This is a genomic window from Acaryochloris marina S15 (genome assembly GCF_018336915.1).
GTDB lineage: Bacteria > Cyanobacteriota > Cyanobacteriia > Thermosynechococcales > Thermosynechococcaceae > Acaryochloris > Acaryochloris marina_A.
The window spans coordinates 4,484,207-4,504,608 of sequence record NZ_CP064923.1; the positions used below are offsets into that span (position 1 = coordinate 4,484,207).

15 protein-coding genes and 2 pseudogenes are annotated in these 20,402 nt (G+C 46.2%); 5 read left to right on the plus strand and 12 right to left on the minus strand.

Features of this window, described 5'->3' with window-relative positions:
- Positions 1-2 precede the first annotated feature (2 nt).
- Positions 3-1,001 (minus strand): toll/interleukin-1 receptor domain-containing protein, encoded by a 999-nt coding sequence (locus tag I1H34_RS20430; protein ID WP_212662786.1) that lies wholly within the window; start codon positions 999-1,001, stop codon positions 3-5.
- Between the two features lie 291 nt (positions 1,002-1,292).
- Between I1H34_RS20430 and I1H34_RS20435 the strand changes: the two genes are divergently transcribed.
- Both I1H34_RS20435 and I1H34_RS20440 read left to right on the plus strand, forming a co-directional pair.
- A complete protein-coding gene (locus I1H34_RS20435; protein ID WP_249369437.1) occupies positions 1,293-1,928 on the plus strand; it encodes a transposase in 636 nt (211 codons plus the stop codon).
- Between the two features lie 64 nt (positions 1,929-1,992).
- Positions 1,993-3,249 carry a DUF2808 domain-containing protein gene (locus I1H34_RS20440; RefSeq protein ID WP_212662787.1) on the plus strand — a complete coding sequence of 419 codons (1,257 nt, stop codon included), beginning with the start codon at positions 1,993-1,995 and terminating at the stop codon, positions 3,247-3,249.
- A gap of 561 nt (positions 3,250-3,810) precedes the next feature.
- On the opposite strand, the gene I1H34_RS20445 is transcribed toward I1H34_RS20440, so the two are convergent.
- A complete protein-coding gene (locus tag I1H34_RS20445) occupies positions 3,811-9,027 on the minus strand; it encodes a DUF7379 domain-containing protein (RefSeq protein WP_212662788.1) in 5,217 nt (1,738 codons plus the stop codon).
- Positions 9,028-9,610: 583 nt separating this feature from the next.
- Positions 9,611-10,201: pseudogene (locus I1H34_RS20450) on the minus strand (Uma2 family endonuclease).
- A gap of 97 nt (positions 10,202-10,298) precedes the next feature.
- Between I1H34_RS20450 and I1H34_RS20455 the strand changes: the two are divergent.
- Positions 10,299-11,718: pseudogene (locus I1H34_RS20455) on the plus strand (IS4 family transposase).
- Between the two features lie 159 nt (positions 11,719-11,877).
- Here the strand turns inward: I1H34_RS20455 and I1H34_RS20460 are convergent.
- Together I1H34_RS20460 and I1H34_RS20465 are read right to left on the minus strand one after the other, a co-directional pair.
- A complete protein-coding gene (locus I1H34_RS20460; protein ID WP_212662790.1) occupies positions 11,878-12,948 on the minus strand; it encodes a RuBisCO accumulation factor 1 in 1,071 nt (356 codons plus the stop codon).
- 24 nt (positions 12,949-12,972) lie between these two features.
- A complete protein-coding gene (locus I1H34_RS20465; RefSeq protein ID WP_212662791.1) occupies positions 12,973-14,223 on the minus strand; it encodes an AAA family ATPase in 1,251 nt (416 codons plus the stop codon).
- On the opposite strand from I1H34_RS20465, the gene I1H34_RS20470 reads away from it, so the two are divergent.
- Positions 14,222-14,392: a hypothetical protein gene (locus I1H34_RS20470; RefSeq protein ID WP_212662792.1), complete on the plus strand. Its 171-nt coding sequence runs from the start codon at positions 14,222-14,224 to the stop codon at positions 14,390-14,392. The two genes, I1H34_RS20465 and I1H34_RS20470, sit on opposite strands and share 2 nt — an antisense overlap.
- Here I1H34_RS20470 and I1H34_RS20475 read toward each other — a convergent pair.
- The 6 genes from I1H34_RS20475 to I1H34_RS20500 form a co-directional block, all read right to left on the minus strand.
- Positions 14,389-14,679: a hypothetical protein gene (locus I1H34_RS20475; protein ID WP_212662793.1), complete on the minus strand. Its 291-nt coding sequence runs from the start codon at positions 14,677-14,679 to the stop codon at positions 14,389-14,391. The genes I1H34_RS20470 and I1H34_RS20475 overlap by 4 nt on opposite strands.
- Positions 14,679-14,966, minus strand: coding sequence for a hypothetical protein (locus I1H34_RS20480; protein ID WP_212662794.1), 288 nt, complete (start codon positions 14,964-14,966; stop codon positions 14,679-14,681). Before I1H34_RS20480 ends, I1H34_RS20475 begins: the two co-directional genes overlap by 1 nt.
- 64 nt (positions 14,967-15,030) lie before the next feature.
- Positions 15,031-15,657 carry a GDSL-type esterase/lipase family protein gene (locus I1H34_RS20485; protein ID WP_212662795.1) on the minus strand — a complete coding sequence of 209 codons (627 nt, stop codon included), beginning with the start codon at positions 15,655-15,657 and terminating at the stop codon, positions 15,031-15,033.
- 216 nt (positions 15,658-15,873) lie between these two features.
- On the minus strand, positions 15,874-16,221 hold the full coding sequence (locus tag I1H34_RS20490) for a ribulose bisphosphate carboxylase small subunit (protein ID WP_212662796.1): 348 nt from the start codon (positions 16,219-16,221) through the stop codon (positions 15,874-15,876).
- Positions 16,222-16,281: 60 nt separating this feature from the next.
- Positions 16,282-16,683: a RuBisCO chaperone RbcX gene (rcbX, locus tag I1H34_RS20495; protein ID WP_212662797.1), complete on the minus strand. Its 402-nt coding sequence runs from the start codon at positions 16,681-16,683 to the stop codon at positions 16,282-16,284.
- A gap of 130 nt (positions 16,684-16,813) precedes the next feature.
- Positions 16,814-18,244 carry a form I ribulose bisphosphate carboxylase large subunit gene (locus tag I1H34_RS20500; RefSeq protein WP_212662798.1) on the minus strand — a complete coding sequence of 477 codons (1,431 nt, stop codon included), beginning with the start codon at positions 18,242-18,244 and terminating at the stop codon, positions 16,814-16,816.
- A 641-nt stretch (positions 18,245-18,885) separates the two neighbouring features.
- Between I1H34_RS20500 and I1H34_RS20505 the strand changes: the two genes are divergently transcribed.
- Positions 18,886-19,437 carry a GNAT family N-acetyltransferase gene (locus tag I1H34_RS20505; protein ID WP_212662799.1) on the plus strand — a complete coding sequence of 184 codons (552 nt, stop codon included), beginning with the start codon at positions 18,886-18,888 and terminating at the stop codon, positions 19,435-19,437.
- Between the two features lie 82 nt (positions 19,438-19,519).
- Here the strand turns inward: I1H34_RS20505 and I1H34_RS20510 are convergent, their stop codons facing one another.
- Positions 19,520-20,398 carry a tetratricopeptide repeat protein gene (locus I1H34_RS20510; RefSeq protein WP_249369439.1) on the minus strand — a complete coding sequence of 293 codons (879 nt, stop codon included), beginning with the start codon at positions 20,396-20,398 and terminating at the stop codon, positions 19,520-19,522.
- Positions 20,399-20,402: the final 4 nt, after the last annotated feature.

Sequence of the window (20,402 nt, forward strand, 5' to 3'; positions counted from 1 at the left end):
GTCTAATTCAAAGATCTTTTTACTAATATTGCCCCCAAAATTGCTCCAATAACGGGACCATTAAGCGCACGATTTACCAACATATATTGACTTGTAGTATTGTCAATCACTCCTATAAATAGACTCCAAAATATAATTGAAATAAAGAGAAATACAAAACAACGGCGATTTACACCAATAAGTACACCTGAAATTGCTCCAGAAACAATACCAATATATACTCCCGCTGCTAGAGGATATATAACATCGATATTTAAATATTTTGTCACTGTTGCTCCATAAATAAAGCCTGCAAGACTGCCGACAATTGCACTATCTTGCCTTGTTCGCCAAGTTATTTTTTTAAGGTGATGATTTGAATATGGTGGATATTTTCTAGTATTTGAAAGATCATTAGAAGGTTGTATTTTTTTGTCAATATTGTCAATTTCTTCGGCAATAACAGCACAAATATCTATTCTTTTCCTAAATTTTTCTAACAGGATATGTACATCCTTCTCAAGTTCGGGCTCATTCAAACTTCTTTTCAGATCGACAAGTATAGATTTTTGTTCATCATAACTTAGAATTGTTGCACCAATCTTTGTAGCAAGGTCTACGATGTAAGAGATTGGAACTTCTGGAGGTATAGGTAGGGGGTTAGTCAGAGGTTTAGAATCTGGAAGATTAGCAAGAGCTCTAGCTAAAGCTAAAGCAGCATTGTGATCTTTTTGTTGGTAGTCTATAGCTTGAATTTGCAATAAGGTAGTTGGCAAGAGATTAATGGAAACTCCATCAGCTGCGAGAATCGGTAAAATTGGCTTACCCAGTTGATTTGCATAGTCATACTCGCGTAAACAAGCAGTTGATTGTAGTGATTCTGGTGTTAGTACAAAAACAAATAAGTCACACGTCCTGATATTTAAGAGGATTTGATCCCACCAAACTTGGCCTCCACTCAATTCCTGATCAAACCAGATAGTGTGGCCGAGAGATTCAATAGCATCTGCTAAGTCTTTCACTATAGTCTTGCTTTTATGGTTATAGCTGATGAATGTTATTGTCATAACTCTTCTAAATACTCAGTCTTTATAGAATTTGTTTCTATAAATTCTAGGTTATTCAATTATTTTCACCTATATTAGACTTCTTGAAATATTCAGTTTACGATATGCTATCGATTTAATTCATGAGCCAACTTTGCATGCTGATTGCCTGACAGAAGTAGGTCAAAGCCTTTATTTACATAGTTTATGAGAAAAGAGTGGAGAGACATGTGAGGCTAGATTTAATCACAAATCAGCGTTATTCAAATGTCAGGCCCCACCCAAATTTATCGTCAACTGTTTTCCTTTTTACGTCAACACAGCCATTATCGAGATTTGCGCCATCTCATTGCCCTGGGCTGGATGGTAAGCGCCTTAATCTGTAGTGAACGCTTAAGCTTATCTGCCTGGGAATCCTATGTTCCCTGCCGAGCCAGAAAAGCCCAAAGTGTCGAGCGTCGGTGGCAACGATTTATAGCCAATCAACGCATTGATATTAACAAGCTATATGTACCTCTAGTCCTGCTAGCCCTTAAGAACTGGCAATCTCATCGTCTATACCTGGCAATGGATACAACGGTGTTATGGAATGAATATTGCATGATTCATCTATCCGTCGTCTGCTGTGGCAGAGCAGTACCGTTGTTGTGGAAAGTATTAGAGCACAAGAGTGCAGCTGTCGCTTTTGAGGAATATCAACCGCTATTGCGCCAGGCCCGTTGGTTATTGCGGCAGCATCCAGATGTCATGGTGTTAGCAGATCGTGGGTTTGCGAACCATCAACTGATGAGCTGGTTACAACAGAGCCATTGGCATTACTGTCTGCGTGTCCCTTGTGATGTGGCTCTTCTCTGGCAACCGAGACAGATCACAGTGGATTCCATTACAGCAGTGTTTAGATAGAACTGAAGTCGTCATCTGAATAAACTTCGCCGATAATGAATTCAAGTGAGTAAGGGTTATCCCCATGCAGCGATTTAAAGTGCTTTTGCCTGCCTTGACTGTAGGAACTGCTTTGGTAATGGTGCAACCAGCCCAAGCGCTATCTGGAACAGAGGTGAATCAAATTGCCAAAGAGTCCACCATTTTGGTGAAAGGCCAAAATCCTGGTTCAGGAGTGTTGGTGGGGAAAAAGGAAAATACTTACTATGCCCTCACGGCAGAACATGTGGTTGCCACGCCTGACGAGTACGACATCGTGGCCCCAGATGGGACAGAATATGCCTTGAATTATCAATCGGTACAGAAGCTGCCGAATGTAGATTTAGCACTGGTGAGTTTTACGAGTAAGCAGTCTTACTCCTTGGCAAAACTCGGCAACTCTGATCAGTTAACAGAAGGTGATAAGGTCTTTATTTCAGGTTGGCCTGCATCGGGTAGTGCCTTGCCCCATATCTATCAATTCACATCTGGCGAAATTTCCGGCCTGCCGCCCCAATCCATCGGCAAGGGTTACAAGATGGTGTATACCAACGTCACCCGAGCAGGGATGAGTGGCGGACCTGTCTTTAATGATGATGGCAAAGTGGTGGGCATTCATGGCTTAGCCGAAGGGAGAGAGGTGGTCTTGCCGGGTTATCAAGGCGACCGCAGCGTGATTAAAGCTGGGTTCAATTTGGGAATACCCATCAATACCTTTGTACGACTATCCAAGAAGATGGAGGCTAAGCCCCAGGAGACTCCACAACCCATTCCAGCACCCATTCAAGAATCAACAGCGGTAGCGCAAGTGATCGATGCACCTGCTCTCCCAGCCCTCCCCAGAGGCCCAAAGGTTACTTTTGATCGCCCCCCTCAGCTTGTCAGCACTTCTACAACAAATCGAGATGCTCGATCTCTAGGAGCCACTTACTTCTTTACGATTGATATTCCGCCAGATGCCGCTCAACCGTTGCAAAAGGTGGAGTTTATTTTGAAGCAAGGGGTTCAATATCCCCGTTTTAAGGCAACTTCTGTGAAAGCATTTGAGGGGACAAAGCGGAATAAGGGTGAGGCATTGCCGATAAATATCGTGGTCAGTGATCCATCCATTCGGACGTTAACAGTCACGTTTGATAGACCTATTGCTCCAGGCCAGACAATTACGATGGCTGTTCGCCCAGTGCGGAATCCTTCGGTGGGAACCTATATGTTTGAAGTGCGAGGGACACCTGCTGGATCTACTGAAAGCCAGTATTTAGGTATTGGTCGTCTCGATTTTTCCCGCAGTTCACTGGGGAAATAAATCGTGTCTAACACAAAGAGTTGCAATGTTAAGGCCATGAATAATCGTGGCAGAATGCCTGAATAGTGATTAACCTTTACAAATTAGTTAATCACTATTCAGACAGAAGTATGGCATCTAGTTATCAGTACATGAACCAGCGGGAGCATTTAAACAGAAAGTTACAGTTTTATCTGAAATTTTTTACTGGTATGACGTCCAGATCGGATTTATTGAATTCGGGGTAATTGAAGGGAGTGTCTGTACGCCCATTGTAAGTTCGATGGCATCGCTTACAGCAGAACATGGCATAACCGAAATTGGTTGTACGCTGAAGAAATGAGACTCGATTTGAATGGCAGTGAGGATAATTCATGAAAGGAAGGCAGAGTATAGCTTAGAAAAAATAATCGGCTTGTCAGGCGAGCGATGATTCCTCAATTTTTGCTACTCAAGGCTAACGGTTTCCCATATCTAGGGCTACCACGCAAATTTCCGGAGAGCCAATTCTTTGAAGATATTGAACCTGCTATGGTCTAAGCTTTTCCCTATGACACTCAAATACCTCATGAATAATCCAAACTAAGTATCCATTAGCCGCATCAAGAGATCTTTTACTCTTTGACAAGTGTCCTTGTAACTACTGAGTTCAATCAGAGAATCAAGTTGATCAAAAGCTGAATCTTTTTCTCGTTGAGTACGACCCGTCCCTTTCGTCCAAGCCAGATAATAGGCTTTTGCGATATCTTCTACAGATGCTTCTGACTCATGGATACTTAAGTAGCGAAGCAGAGCTACTTCTGCGAGAGCAGCCTGACTCCATTCATCATCGTGGGATTTAGCACTCTTCTCGATCTCCTTCAACTCTTTATCGATATCGCGATTGGGATCGAGGCAGAGGTCTAAGGCCACTTGTTGGGAAAGTGGATAGTAGAGATTTTCAGGTTTCTGACCACAGGCAGCTGCATAAGCATTTCGAGCCTCTTTAATACGTGGTTTACGCACATCTTTAGGGGCTGTCTTTGCTAATCGTTTTAAGATTGATCCCAATAAGCTATAGCGTTCTGATGATTCTTGAATTGCCAATAATCCATTTATCTGGTCTTGCGCACTGGCGAACCAGCTCTCTGCTTTGTCCTTTTGTTTTGGCGTTAAAGGAGGTTGATGAGGGATAGGTTTTAATATTTGTTCGGCAGCACGAGCTTTCATATTAACGAGCCGCTCAATAGCCTCAATCGGAGCTTTCGATGTTTCGATCGCTTTTTCATACCAAAAGACAGCCTCAGCATAATAGCCTAAGTCAGAATAGGCTTTACCAAGTCCAGACGTGATTTCACCTTTATGTTGCCATTGAGGATCTATATTTTGAGCTAATTCGTCGAGTTGGCGCTTAAGGCTCAGACGTTTAAGGTCATCCGCACCATTCGCTCGTTGGGAAAAATCTTGAAGATGTTCTTGGAGTTCATCTGGGGAGACAAACACATGATTGTGAAACTGAGTGGGATTACGACGATCCACCCAGTAAAACGTAAATCCTGGATCTCCATAGACTTGATAAGCTCCCCAGGTTAAGTCATTGGGGCTACCAGTATTGTAGGTGGCAGCACGAGCAAGTCGTACTGCGTTCATCAGGGTATTACCTCCAATCAACTGTTCATAGAGGTTTTTTGCAAAGACTTGAGCAGACTGATCTCCCACAGCCCATCCCGCCACAACCACGACGCCAACCCCCATCTCAATCAACTTTTGAGCTAAACTCGCGGCTAAGTGACCCGGTTGGGAGTTGCGGCCCAAACTCCCTTCACCTAATTTTCCTAAATGGCAGCAATTCAAAAAGACAATGGAGGGTACTGCTTTCAGATTTTTAAACTCACCCGTCGTGAGGAAATCCTCTTGTCCAATCAAAACACCTGACTTAGAAGGGTCTTCTGCGTTGTAATCACCATGAGCGGCAATGTGAATAATGTCATATTCATCTTTATATAAAGCCTTGAAGATAGATTTAGTATCTGTGCCAATCTGACGTTCTGGTTTGATGTTAGATTTTTCTAGATAGTCAGCAATAGCTATGGCTTCTTTCTTTGCACCAGGCAGTTGTGGATTAACACCTACTGGATCACCAATGACTAAGGCTTTGCGACCTGAGGCTCTACGCGGATTTTCTCTACATTCAGGGGTAGACAACGTTCTGAGCACACCAACTCGGACCCCTAAAGGCAATTGCCCAGAAGTTTTATCATGATCAGGGTCGAGTAATTCCCAAGGAATTCGAGCCGTGTGACTATCTAATCCTAAGACCAAGTCTGGCGTATCTAAAGCATTATCTAAGAACTGATAGGGAAGCAAGTATTGGAATAGAGTTGCGCAAGAACAGATAGGATCTGTCATCGATTCTGATAATAGATTATCCACATACTTCCACTGGATTATGCGGATGTAGGGTTCACTGCGTGCCATATCTGTAGTGACGAAAAACTTTAACCCCTCATATTTGTCATAGTTTGTGATCTGAATTCTCCGGCTCCAACCTGCGCCATAAGGAGAAATGGGACGACTGCTGCGACCACTAGCTCTAATATTAAGTTTTGATGTTACATCAACTTCCTGTTCATGACGGATCCGTAGCGTTTGCGCTGCATGTCCAGCATTGATCGCAATATCTCGGTAGAGTTCGACTATTTCAATGCACCGAATTTGGACACAGTTACCCAGATGTTTTTCGGTCAAAATATGATTAGTCGTTAGGGCTGCATTGAAAATCGAGGAAACTGATTCTTCCACAGTAATGCGTGATCCGCCAAAGCTGCCGATAAGGATACTGCTTAGACTGAGTTCATTGAGTGGGGCTGCGTCTTCTGGGATATGGCGTAATGCATATTCCAACATGGCAGAAACGAGATCACCTTCTAAAGAAAGCTTTTGGAGTTTCCCGACTTCACCTAACCCCGTGACAATAACACCGCCTTTAAGGTTTTCTGTTGTGTCATAGATCCGCACTGTTCCATGGGGCCCAGGATAACGCCCAATCTGGAGATCACGGGACATCGTCCCACCGATGGCTTTGTCTAATACAGATTCAACGCTGACGATGGGATCTCCGATATAATGACCGGCGATAACGGGATATTTTGCTTCACGAATATCAGCGTTTGTAACTTCTAGTTTGATTGGCGCTGTAAAATCCGGCTGAAGTTCCCAGGCCCGACCCGCGATCGCCTCAAAGATATCGGCCTCATTCGGATACACTCGGAGTTCGAGTTCTTGCTCTTCTTCTGCTAAGGTAAATAGCTCTGTTTCAGTATCCCGCTGAATTACAGGGGGACTATTCGAAAGCTTATTGGTTCTACCGTCAGATAGTAGTTCTAGATAGCCGTCGAAGGCGGGTGGATAATTGGGGAGTTGACCATGCTCGGCATCCACATAGTAGGTCTCCACTTTGGGAAGCCGTCCAAGTTCCCAGGGCACGGCACCATCTCCACGACCAGTATAGCGAAACGTCACTTTGTTGTCCGCTTTTTCCATCGTTGTGGGAGTGGCCTTATCATGACCTGCCACATAGACCATATAGTCGGCATCAATAGCTTGATTGAGTCGTTGCCGAAACGCTTTGGCGTTCTCCAGTATTGTTGGATCGGGACGATATGCTTCGAATCCATTCCAGCTTTCTGGAGTGATCAAATCAAAGGCTTTTTCGGCACCGTCCTCCTCTAGGGTTTTATAGGGCAGCATTTCCATCAAACCAGGAAAATCCCGTACTAGCACAGTTAAATCCTTAAGCGAATTCCTTAGGTCAACTTTGGCTAGGGTTTGGAGGAGCTTATGTTTTTGCGTGACGACCTGGGCGGGCACATAAGAACCATAGTTTGGAGTTCCTAACATGACAAGTCGTCCGCCACGTTGCGTCATTTTTTCCCATACGCGTGGATATTCTGACAGGATAGACCGAGCTACAAGCCCTCCCATGGAATGAGCAAGGATGCGAATTGGCTGTTGATGATTAGATAGTTCTGCCTTAATCTGCTCAACTAACAATGCTGCAGAGTCCCGAATAGGGATTCGCCAGTCAAAGTCAAAGGTTAGGACGTCATAATGTTTAATAAGCCTATCGTAGAGTCGCTCATAGACTAGATTAATGAGGCCATCAGGCGAAATCTGATCTTGATAAGGTTCTTCTTGATAAATCTTTCCTGTATCAATTTTTAGTTTGCTTATACCTCCAAACGCAATACGCCCTGGGTGAATCCATTGTCGATCACTATCGTGGGCTAAATGTGAGCCCATAATGCCGGGTAGGAAGAACAACACAGGTCGCTCTCCTGTGGTGGGCTTGTTATCGGGAATTGCACGTGTGCTATTTCCTCTTAATCCGCCATAATCATCATTAGAACGAAGCGGAGAAAATCCTTCTTTTTTGTCTTCTAACCAGCCCACGATGGGGATGCGGGTAGCATCTTCCTTAAAGTAAGAGAAATGATCAGCATGGGGGCCGCGCGCATATAGGCCCCAGGCATTTTCGCGGGGGACACCGCGAAACATGGATTTGCTATCAACCACGAGGTCGTTATCTTCGCGATAATAGAGATTTGCAAAGAAGGCTTTGACTCGAGTCAATGCCCCTCCTTCAGAAAGATCTCCCGCGATAATCCCAATCTCCTGCTTTTCATCTAATGCTTTGGCAGAGTTTAGAAAGGGGATATAGCCTTTATCCATATGAGGCATCATGGCCTCAAGTCCTGGGAGTTTATCGGCTTTAGTGCGCGTTTTAATAATCGTTAATGCGGTGGCTTTGATAAATTCATAGGCAGCTGCAGCGGCGGGGCTAGTTAGTTTACCTACTAATGTAAGGATAATGTTGAGGTAAGTATCTGCTCGCTCAGATGCCAGTAGGGTGCCCGCAGCTGGAGAGGCCACTCGAACATATCGCTCAATTTTAACGTCTTTGTTTTTTCGTTGGTCTCTAAACTGGTTGAGTTGTGCTTGAGCATCGGGATAGGTACTCTGAGGGAAGAATTGTTCGACTTCCTCATTTTCCCAATCTGGACGACAGAATAAATCTCCAATCAATCCACCTCTGGAATAGGTGAGTAAATGTAATTTAGCTCCCTGGGGAAGTTCTGAGAGAATTTGAAGCGCATTGTCAACAGGACTTTTAGTGACCGTAAAGTGCTCTAAGGCAAGGACATGCCCCTCTACATAACCTTGATAGAGTCGCTTCCATTCGACAGAAGTGAATAACTTATCAAAAGAGCCAGCAGTGGAACTGAAAGTACCATGAATTAGGACAAGATAGGGGTCTGGAGAGACTTGAAGATCGTGGGCGAAAGTTGTGCGCACTCCATCTGGGCCAAGATGGTAGAGCCCTGGCTTCTCCATGTGTCGTGGTTCAAGTGTCTGGGCAATAATTGTGGTGGCGTCTTCTGTTGCTTTCTCTATAAAGCTGCTCTTGATGCGTTTAATGATATTGAGACCAATATCTGCTAGACCTCTGTTAGTTCCACCCATCGGTCTACGAGCGGGAACACTGATGGCGTCGTCACTGACGTCGCGGTTTATCTCACCATAGCGAGCATTGAGTTCATCGGCTCTAATCAGTTCAATAATCCCGTCTTCCCAGGTGAGTTCCAACACGTCATCAGGTTGGACATCATCAATGACAATGCTTTGATGAGTACCTCGGCTGCGGGAAAGACTGACATTGGTTTCTTCTTCGACCTGAAAGATATCAGCATATGTCTTGAAGGTTGGAGTAATGTCGTTAGATGGACGGAGTTCTCCTGGAAGACGGATTTTAAGGGTCATGTTGAGGATCCTGAAACTTGAGCAGCCATCTTGCCATCAGACCATACTTTTATCACTTCCACGCCATAATTTTATTATTTTTCAATTACCTCAATTTGGGGTTTTTGGAGTAAACGAAATTATCAGCACTGGGTAGCCAGATTTCATAAAATTGCCATTAGCAACCCTAACCTTTATCCTTAATTACTATTCAGATAGTCTGAAATATTTCTTTCAGTTCACTAACACCGTGGATGATTTTTCCCCATCAGATAGAGATACGAGGTCTGCCATTCGACTCCGAGATCTCAAAATGACAGCTCCTGTAGCTTCTCTTCCAACGTATTTCCCATTGTCCTTACCCATCCTGCAACTGCCTTAGATGCTCATCAAATCGCTAATAAGCCTTCTTGATCAGCTGCTTATCTGTTTCCCACTACAGCCGATAAAAAGTCAAACCCTAGCTCACAAGCATCATGAAACTCTATCTCCCAGGTCACCATTCACGCAGAAGCTTCCTATACTCTGCTTTAGAGTACAGTAGACTCACAAGACATATTGCTCTGAATCCCATTAACCCTGAATCATAACCAATAAGGGTTATTCAGCTTAACTCAAGTGCAAACCCTGGCAATACATCTGCCCCAAACACAGTAGCCGGAAGCTGCACAAATTCAACCTCTTGCCCCACTCTATATATCTCTACCGTCTGGTCCTGAGGATTAATCAACCGCCCCAACCTCAAACCACTGTCTAAGTACTCCAACATCTTTTCCTGTAGAGGTCCTAAGCGATCGCTTTTTGAGCGTAGTTCAATCACAAAATCAGGGCAAATGGGCGGAAACTGCTCCTTTTCCTCTGGCGATAGCGCATCCCAGCGTTCTTGGCTCACCCAGGCCGCATCAGGAGAACGATGGTCCTAGACCGGCCTTCGGCCATCACCTCCACCAGGCAGCTTGAACATAGTAGACGAACTAAAGACTACTCCTAAGCCAGCCTGACGATTCCAGAGATTGAGGTCAGTAATATAGTCTGCTTCCTTGCTTCCACTTCCACCACCAACTGGGGGCATAATGATCAATTCTCCCATTGGGCTACGCTCCATAGCCACGTCTTTATTGGCCATACACAGCTTATAAAACTGCTCATCGGTCAGTGTCACTACCGGTTCTAGATTGAGCGTAATAGCCGTCATAACGTGAGTTCGCGATCTTACGGATTCATTATTTTTAGAAGCGCTGACTCTAAGATCAATGTCACTGACTTAAGAAAGCAGAAAAGGGCTGCAAGTCTTGATAGATATAGAATCAAGACTTGCAATCCATCAATAATCTGCCTTCTACTATGTCTCAGTCAGCCGAAATTCTCAAGCATCAGTTTTCCCAAAGCCTGGGATTGCCCTGGACGGATATTCTTCCCGCTTCAAGGCTGACCGACATCCTAGCAGAGGAATCAATCTCCTATCGCAACCGTGTGTATACGCCCATCGTTACGTTGTGGGCCATGCTCTACCAAGCATTATCTGCAGACAAAAGCTTGCGCAACACGGTCAAATGCATCACCACCTGGCTCACTGCCGCAGGACTCCAACCCCCATCATCAGATACAGGAGCCTACAGTAAAGCCCGAGGAAGATTACCTGAGTCCCTGCTGCAAAGGTTAATTCCCGAAACTACTAATCACATAGAGCAAAGCATTCCCCAAGAACACCACTGGTGTAATCGAACAGTGAAAGTCTATGACGGCACGACAGTGCTGATGGCTGATAGTGCGGCGAACCAAGGGGAGTATCCTCAACATGGCAATCAGGCTCCTGGCTGTGGATTCCCCATTGCCCGTTTAGTGGTGTTTTTTTGCTTAATCACAGGGGCAGTGGTCTCAGCCTGCATTGCCCCCTGGAGCATGAGTGAAATCGTCATCAGTCGGCTGCTTTATGAGGATCTGGAGGTTGATGATGTGGCCATAGCAGATCAAGCCTATGGCAGCTATGTTGATCTAGCCCTGATTCAACAACAAGGAGCCGATGGGGTTTTACGTAAACATCATGCCCGTCATACAGACTTCCGTAAAGGACGTAAGAACGGGATAGGAGACCACCAAGTTCAATGGCAAAAGCCCACACGGTGTCCCGCCCACATGAGTGCAACGGAGTTTGCAGAGATTCCCAAAACGTTGACAGTCAGGGAGGTATCGCTACGTCTATCGCGTCGAGGCTTTCGAGACCAGTTCATTATCGTCGTCACAACCTTACTGGATGCTCAGCGCTATAGTGCTAAACAATTGACTCGCTTGTACGGATGGCGATGGCAGGCGGCTGAAGTCAATTTGAGACACCTCAAAACCACCTTAAAGATGGAAATGCTCACGGCAAAGACACCTGAAATGGTGCGCAAGGATATTTGGTCTCATTTGCTAGGCTACAACTTATTGAGAAGTCTCATGGAACAGGCTGCCCCATGGGCAGAATATGACCGCTCTCGACTCTCTTTACAAGGGGCTCGACAACACTTTAATCAGATGCTGGTTTTGTTAGCAACGGCCACACAAGCTATACGTCAACGGTTGTATGCTCATCTGCTTGAAAATATTGCTACTGACCTTCTGCCTGTTCGACCCCATCGGCTCGAACCCAGGGTCGTTAAACGAAGACCTAAGCCCTTCCCCAGAATGCGACAACCGCGCTCTGTCCTCAAAGCCAATCTGGCTGCTTGATTAAGCTTATCTCAGTGCCATTGGACTCTAAGATGACACACAATATCTACGGTTTGGCATTGCGTGTAACCTCAACCACAGATTTGGGAGCAGCACACCCCGTCTACTTGGCACAGGGTAGAAGTTTTTCACATACTGAATCGAAAATTTAACAGATCTCTACTCATCCGTATGCCAAGGATCCTTAGTAAAATTCTCATCCAAAATCCGCTTAGGCCGCATCACTAAAACAACCTGCCCATAAAGCTTTTGCTCAGGAGCCTCCGCAAACCACTGCACCTGCAAATGCCCATCCACCTCTATCAGAAAATAGCAGTCCTCATGCCACTGTCGCTGATCCCGATCAATAATCACCAGCACCTCCTCCGTCGGCCGAGGCAAATCCGGACCTAAATCCTGCACCTGAGCCAACAACGCCACCGGATCCTCCGCTCGTAAAATCACCTGCCACCCTGGAACTGGCACCCAAGTACAGTTACCCGAAAACTGAACCATTCCAAAAGGCTCTTCTTCTTCCACTACTGGCACTGCCTTTAAATCATCCACCGTCAACGGCAAGTGACCCACCACAGGCATCAACCGGGGCAGCTCCTCCTCCGACTCCAACCGGAAAAACGGCAGGCGGGGAGCCTCTTTTGCTTTTACCACTGAGAAATCGCTTAACAGCATTTGCAACTTTTCCCGGGCTGAATCGCTATGGGCAAACTTTAACCCCTGACCGATTAACCGCGATCGCTCCTGCAAATCATCCTTTTGACGGGCGAAATACCAGCATCGATAGGCCATCGCATCCCCTGGTGTATCTGTGAATCCCACCGGAGTCTCCGAGAGGCGACTGTACTCCTTCATCGCCTTTGCGATCGCACGGGCTTCATCCGCATCCAACTGCTTCTCTGCCGCCAGGGTCGCCGCTTCCGCTCGTCCATCCTGATTCAGCACTCGAAATTCATAGAGAATATCGCTACGGCGTTCCCCAAAATACTGGCAAGCCGCATCTGCCCCCTTGTCCTTCAGATTTTGATAGACCTGCCCCGCCACAACAATCTGGTTTTGTTGAATCGGTTCAATCCCAGATTCTTCAAAAATCTGCTGAGGACTATAGCCCGCTTTCTGGAGCTGCTGGCAGGCCATCCCCCAATCTACCCAGGTTTTCTGCTTACGGCGAAGCATCAGTAAAAGCTCGTCGACATCAATATCGGGGCTAGATCCAGGAGGCGTAAAAGAAGTCATGGGCAAAGATCGCAATGAACGGAATTACTGAGGACGAACAATCAATTCTTCTAGAGTACGGGTTTGGGTACGAGTATCATACCCAATCAGCTTAATGTAACTTCGGGGATGATCTTGCAGACAGGCTTGTAACCCCGCCATGGCATCCGTGACCGTTCGAGGTGCTTGGGGCCAAGACCAGCTGCGCCAGACATTACCCGCCTTTTCTCGAGGCGTAGCCGTCTCCAAATTAAGTTGGCTGTCCTGACGCATAGCCTGTTGAAATAGATGCTCAATTTCATGGCTAGCAATATGGTCCGGCCAGCCTCCCTGATGTTGCTTCTCAATCTCAGCCTGAAGGTAGCTGTCGGGTTCTGGTGCAGACGTTGGAGATGACGGTACCACGGGTTCAGCCTTCGCCCCCGATACATAGACTTGGGCCAAGCGAGCGTTATGTAGGCGATCTTGTTCTCCCACCATGGCCTCACCCAAATCAATCAAATGCTCCAAAGTCAGAGCCGGGGGCTGGATCTGCACCTGCCGCTCAGGGGAATTGACCAAATAGGTGGATACTTTGCTAATACCAATAGAACGAATAAAGTCTCGGACCTGTTCATCATAGACTCGCGATCGCAACGCCCCAAAAAAGTCGATAGCCTGATCCGCAAAATGATTCACCAGCTGTTCAATCACAGAACTGGGTAACCGATCCGGCTCAAAAATCCCCTGAACAATTCCCAATCGATCCTCGGAATTGGGCTGCCAATAGAACTTATCCATCCGCCCATCCCGCACCAGCGGCGCATAGAGGGTAGAAAAATCATTGCCCGTCACCAAAATTGGCACTCGATGGATCGGCTGAGTATCATAGCTACCCGGCAACTGCACATCTGTAGGATTATCGGCAATATTCATCAGGGTGCCATTCACCAACTGGGTATTGACGGTATATTGAGTCGTCTGATCCATGCGACCGGCCCCAGCATCCAGATCGTTAATCAGCAGCACACACATTTTGCCCCGCACTTTGATCAGTTCCGCCGCTTCCCGATAACGCATCCGAATTAGGCGCACCGGATCTCCCGCATCAGGACTTTCCAGCTCCCCCGCCGACATTCGCACTGGCTCAATGCCCATATGCTCAAACAGTAACTCGCACTGGAAGGATTTTCCTTCCCCCTTGCGACCATGAATCCCCAAAATTAAAGGCACTCGCAGCCCTGGCAAGGCCATAAAGTTTTTGGTGATATGGACGGCCAGTCTATCTAAAAATCGAGGCGATAGGTAATACCCCATGGTCAAAGCTCAAATTTTGGAAAAATCAAGATGGATTAATAACAGGGATATCACACCTAAAATTTTTGAATTAATAGGTGTAATAGAGGCTGCCCATTGCGGTTCAAAACATTTAGCCATATTTGTTTCATCATCGGAAACATCTACATCTAGCACTCCAAATCATTAAGGATGAGGTGTAATGGCTACAACTGTAATTTCTTCTGGATTTGGTCCATAAAACCAAAACACTCTGAACGCAGCTGGCGCTTTATTCTCCACATATGCTTCAAAGACCTCCTCTCCATTGGGTCCCTCCAAGGAAGAGAACTTATGGGTTTTGAGACTGGGATGCCTCAGATTTACCTCCATCAGCCCCAGCGTTTTTAGAATTTTCTTGTGCTTTTTAGGATCATGCTTAGCCAGTCGTTCAATCACTTCTTTCGCCTCAGTGCTAAGCCGGAGTCGAAACTGCATCAATCCTCCACTTCAAGATCTGCATACTGAGCGAATGAACCCTGATCATGCACCTCTCCTTGAACGACTTGCTGCATCCCTTTCCGGACAGAAGAAATAGCATCTGGATTATTCCACAGCCACAGTTCCCGTTCCGGGACTGGAACGACTGGATCCAAGAGAATTTGTCCCTCATCGTTGATAAGGACACGATAGCTTTTCCCTGAAGCAGGCATACCCAGACTGATGCGCCCTCGACCATCTGGCTGTACGAGATCTTTTACAACCTGAAACCCTTGGTTATCCATATCACCCTGTTGTCACTGACCTAACCCTATTATGCAACAAGATTAGGGTAATACCCTAAGACCCTCATTCTTCAGATCGATCTTGCTTAAACCAGTCCAGCCAAGCAACCCACTTCTGAATAATCACGGCCATTTCCGTATAGCCCGTACTACCTGGATGGTAGCCATCTCTCGCCTTAATATCGTTCAACCAAATGCTGGAGCGGGAGAGAGGGGTCCAAATATCCAGGTAAGGTACGTCTAGCTCTTGGCTGAGAATGCCGAGGTTCTCGGAAAGATCTTTGACTCGCTCATTATGATCTGGATCTGCGATCGCAGGTGGACCAATCATCAAAATTGGATATCGCAACTTTGCCGTTCTAAAAACGCGACGCGCATTCTCTAGAGACAGGGGCATATCAACTCGACAGTGATCATATTCTTGGGCGGTATCATTCACCCCGAAACTAAACACTACTCGACCATTTGTTCCCGCCGGACAACGCGCTTGAACTTCCGACAACCATCTGTCTTCAATATCTGCACTTGTACTTTGGCGGACTCCCAAGTTATAGCTGGTGAAATCATATCCTCGCCGGTACATCGTGGCGCAGATGCGGCCCGTCCATCCCAAACAGCCTAGATCACCAACCCCATTAACAAATGAATCCCCCACAAAACAAATCCGCAGATCCTTGTCGTCTTTCGGCATGATCCAAATACCCAATCACTATTGCTCAGTCATATAGGCTTTACAGCAATTGTCAAGGTATTGGCAGCAAACTTTTACAAGTATCCCCCTCACCTTGTGCATGAAGCCTTATCCACTCGTGCCGACCGTCCAGCACTTCTGACAAAAAGGAGGAGAGGTAGGTTAACCTACCTCTCCGTTCAGCTTAAAAAGCTAATACCCTATTCACACTAGAGTTTAGTAAGGGCGGTACCCACTATTGTTACCAGGCTTCTGAACAATAAAGCTCATCACTTGGCACTGGCGGATATTGTCAAATCCAACCACCCGAACATATTTATCAGAATACTCAGAGCGGCACTCACCAATCTCATACAAAACATCCTGAACAGAAGGATTTTTGAAGAGAGGCAACTTCCACATGGTCCAGTAGTATTCGGTTGGCTCAGGAGAGTCATTAAACTCAATCGCTGCAATATAGCCTTGATCCAAAATGTACTGAATTTGCCGACGAATCTGATCATCGTTCAGAGGAGGCAAGTAGGAAAAAGTCTCGAAACGTCTTTCTATGGGTAAAGTTCTCATGGTTTTATCCGTAGTATTTCCATCAAAAAGCTGCAAAAAAGTTTACGGGCAGAAGAGAGTTCAATCCAATTCTTCATCAGCATCCGCTTCAAACACATTGTCATTAGAAGTTGACTCTGGCGTGGACATTTGGGTCATACGCTCAAGGAGCTGTCGCCGATGTCCTACATTCGATTCTTGAATCCCAGTTTTGACCATTTCTGGCAGGAATTCAACCACTTCTTCTGCTAAATGCTCTCTCACGGTCAACAGCCGTAACGCTAACTCTCGGTTCTCTTGCATGAGTGCTTTGAGATAAAGTTCACCGTCTTGAATTCGATCCGTGGAAGAAAATTCCGACAACCAAATTCCCAGACCGGGGTTTGTCTCATAAAGCTGAGTCACCACCAACTTGGCCGCTTGATAGGTCAAATAGCTGATCAGCACTTGGGCTGTATCTTTGGAAACTCGTTTGTGATCCATGCAATCCAACACATCCCTGTTTTAAGCAGGGAGTAGATATTGCGTTGAGTTAACTGAGAAAGAAAAGGAATATGTATCTTCCTCTGTCCGTATAAGGGCAAAGACTTTCTTTGCCCTAACTTCAAGGGAATTAGACTGTATCCATTGCCTCGAATTCGAACTTGATCTCTTTCCAGACCTCTAAGGCAACAGCCAGTTCAGGACTCCACTTAGCAGCTTCACGCAGAATGTCGCCACCTTCACGGGTCAAATCACGACCTTCGTTACGAGCTTGGACACAGGCTTCAAGAGCAACCCGGTTAGCTGTTGCACCTGGAGCACAACCCCAAGGGTGACCCAAGGTTCCACCACCAAACTGGAGAACAGAGTCATCACCAAAGATCTCAACCAGAGCAGGCATGTGCCAAACGTGAATACCACCAGAAGCCACAGCCATGACGCCGCCCATAGAAGCCCAGTCTTGGGTGAAGTAGATACCACGAGAGAGATCTTTCTCAACGTAGTTCTCACGCAAGAGATCCACAAATCCCATGGTGATGCCTTTTTCACCTTCCAACTTACCCACAACTGTACCGGTGTGGATGTGGTCACCACCCGACATGCGGAGGCACTTCGAAAGCACGCGGAAGTGCATACCGTGGTTCTTCTGACGGTCAATCACAGCGTGCATGGCGCGGTGAATATGGAGCAGAACGCCATTATCACGACACCAGTGAGACAACGTAGTGTTAGCTGTGAAACCACCGGTGATAAAGTCATGCATGACGATGGGCATTTCGAGTTCTTTAGCGTACTCGGCCCGCTTCAGCATTTCCTCACAGGTAGCCGCGGTGACGTTTAGGTAGTGACCTTTAATTTCACCGGTTTCCGCTTGGGCTTTATGAATGGCTTCAGCTACAAAGAGGAAGCGATCGCGCCAGCGCATGAAAGGCTGAGAGTTAATGTTCTCGTCATCCTTGGTGAAGTCAAGACCACCACGTAGACACTCATATACGGCTCTACCGTAGTTCTTCGCGGATAGACCTAACTTAGGCTTAATGGTACAACCCAACAAAGGACGACCATACTTGTTGATCTTGTCTCGCTCAACCGTAATTCCGTGAGGAGGACCTTGGAAGGTCTTCATGTAGGCAACAGGAATGCGAATATCTTCAAGACGCAAGGCCCGAAGCGCTTTGAAACCAAACACGTTACCCACAAGGGAGGTCAACAAGTTGACGACCGACCCTTCCTCAAACAAGTCGAGGGGATAGGCAATATAGGCAATGTACTGATTATCTTCGTTGGCAACTGCTTCGATGTCGTAGCAACGGCCTTTGTATCGATCCAAATCGGTCAACAGGTCAGTCCACACAGTGGTCCAGGTTCCCGTTGAGGATTCAGCCGCAACAGCAGCACCAGCTTCTTCAGGAGGAACACCTGGTTGAGGAGTCATCCGGAAGGCAGCGAGGATATCTGTATCTTTTGGGGTGTAGTCCGGCGTGTAGTAAGTCAGCTTGTAGTCTTTAACGCCAGCATCATATCCGGCTTTTGACTGAGTTCTAGTTTGTGAATAGGACATGTTGCTCTTGAACAACCTCATCTAAACGTGATAAATCCCGGACAAAACAACCGAGGCTAACTTTTCAGATAGCCTGTAAAAAGTGTTGAATTTTATCCTGCAAAAATCGCCTAATGCCAACTCTTCAACGGCAAGCGAACCATAGCTTTCCTTAGATGGCCGCCTTGAGAGGAATACTGGAGAAAGATATTTCCAACAGAAACACTCTGGAATTGGCTAAAACTCAATTTACCAGAGATTGCATAAGTTTAACTTTGGAGGTTTTGAACCTTTTGATAAGTAAATCTTATTCAATATAAGTGGATTAAGCGTATTTCATCTTTACAAGGTTTTACATTAGCAAATGTAATCACCCTCGCACAACTCAGACTTAACTTAATTTATTCACACTGAGAAATTTTTAGGTTCATGGAAGTGTCGCCTCTAACCCATACATCAGGGAGAGCACCAGGATAGCCAGCTCAAATTTTATACATTATGTAATTGTGTAGTAATATTACGACCACCCATCACTCCCACATAGGGGAATAATTCCGACACCAAATCCCATCCCGACGGTGACCTGGCTTATACTAACTTAAGTGGTCTTTTGTAAAAAAATTTAGGCCATTCGTTACACTTAGCACTTAACACACTCCTGCATGGGTTTTTGGAAAAGCTTATTTGGTGGCTCAAACGGGGCGTCTGCTCAGACCTTAGCCCCTGCGAATGGCTCGATTGGGACAGCCCTATCGATTTCCAACAACGGGCGGGACTCCAAAGCTGCCCCATCTAAAATCACCTTCAGCAAAGATCGCGAAATCGATCTGTATGAGTTAGAAGAGCTTTGCGATGCCGTGGGCTGGTCACGCCGCCCTATTCGCAAAGTCAAAAAAGCCCTTAAACATAGCTTTATTGTGGTCTCCATGTGGGAGCAACGCGGCAGCTACAATCGCCTCATTGGGTTCTCTCGAGCCACCTCCGACCATACGTTTAATGCCACAATTTGGGATGTTGTGGTTCATCCTGACTTTCAAGGCCAAGGCCTAGGCAAAGCCTTGATGAAACAAATCATTAAAGAACTCCGGCGCGAAGACATTAGCAATATCACCCTCTTTGCCGACCCCCATGTCGTCAACTTTTACCGAGATTTAGGGTTTATGCCCGATCCAGAAGGGATTAAAGGTATGTTTTGGTATCCCAATTTTCGGTAATCATCCCTTAGGTTTTCCTTCCCCTCAATATCATCGTTGCCATCAGAGGAAGAGACTTCCATCTCTAGACTGGGCTATTCCCTTATTCGTTTACAAAATCCTGCAATCTAAAATAGGCTTCGATATAGACAGGGTTTAACTGCATTGCTTGCTCTAAGGCCACACTAGCCTCTTGATACTCTCCAAATTCAAAATGGGTAACCGCCAATCCCAGAAAGCTCTCGGCATGCCGAATATTCAGTTGAGTGGCTTGCTCAAAGGCCGTCATCGCTTCTTCTTGAAACCCAATTTGAAACTGGGCTAGGCCCAAACCATAATAGGCGGCATGCAAGTAAGCATTATAGTGAATGGCTTTTTGATAAGCTAGGGCAGCCTCATCATAGTTTTGAATACGATAAAGAGCACTTGCCAGATTGCAATAGAGTTCAGCATTCTCCGGTGCATAATCCAAGGCTTGGCTATAAACAACCACCGCTTCGACAAAATCCCGAAATTGATACAAAACACTTCCCAGACCGTTGTGGGCTGCAGCTAAAGTGGGCTGCTTGTGAATCGCCTGCTTAAAATTATCCTTCGCCCCCATATAGTCTGCTTGCTCATACTTATGCAGCCCTCGCCGCAGCCAAACCACCGCCCAAGAGGTTTCATCCATCTCTTCCGAATTGAGGGTCGGCTGGCTCGTTACGGTCGGTTGCACCAGGGTCAATCCCTCTAAAGGGTCTGGCGGAAACGGAGATTCAGGCTGTTCAGACCTTTGATAGCCAGCTGGCTCCTGATCCTGCTGCTGTGGATTGTCCTGGACTTCCACTTCAGATCCAGAATTAACCAGATCTTCTTCAATTTCATTAGCAAGATTTAGCCCGCGTTTAATCAACGAAGACATTTGATCATCAACACGGGCATGAAGAGATGGAAGATTGAACTTGCCCTGCTCGGACTGTTCCTTGGGCCCCTCCACCATAATC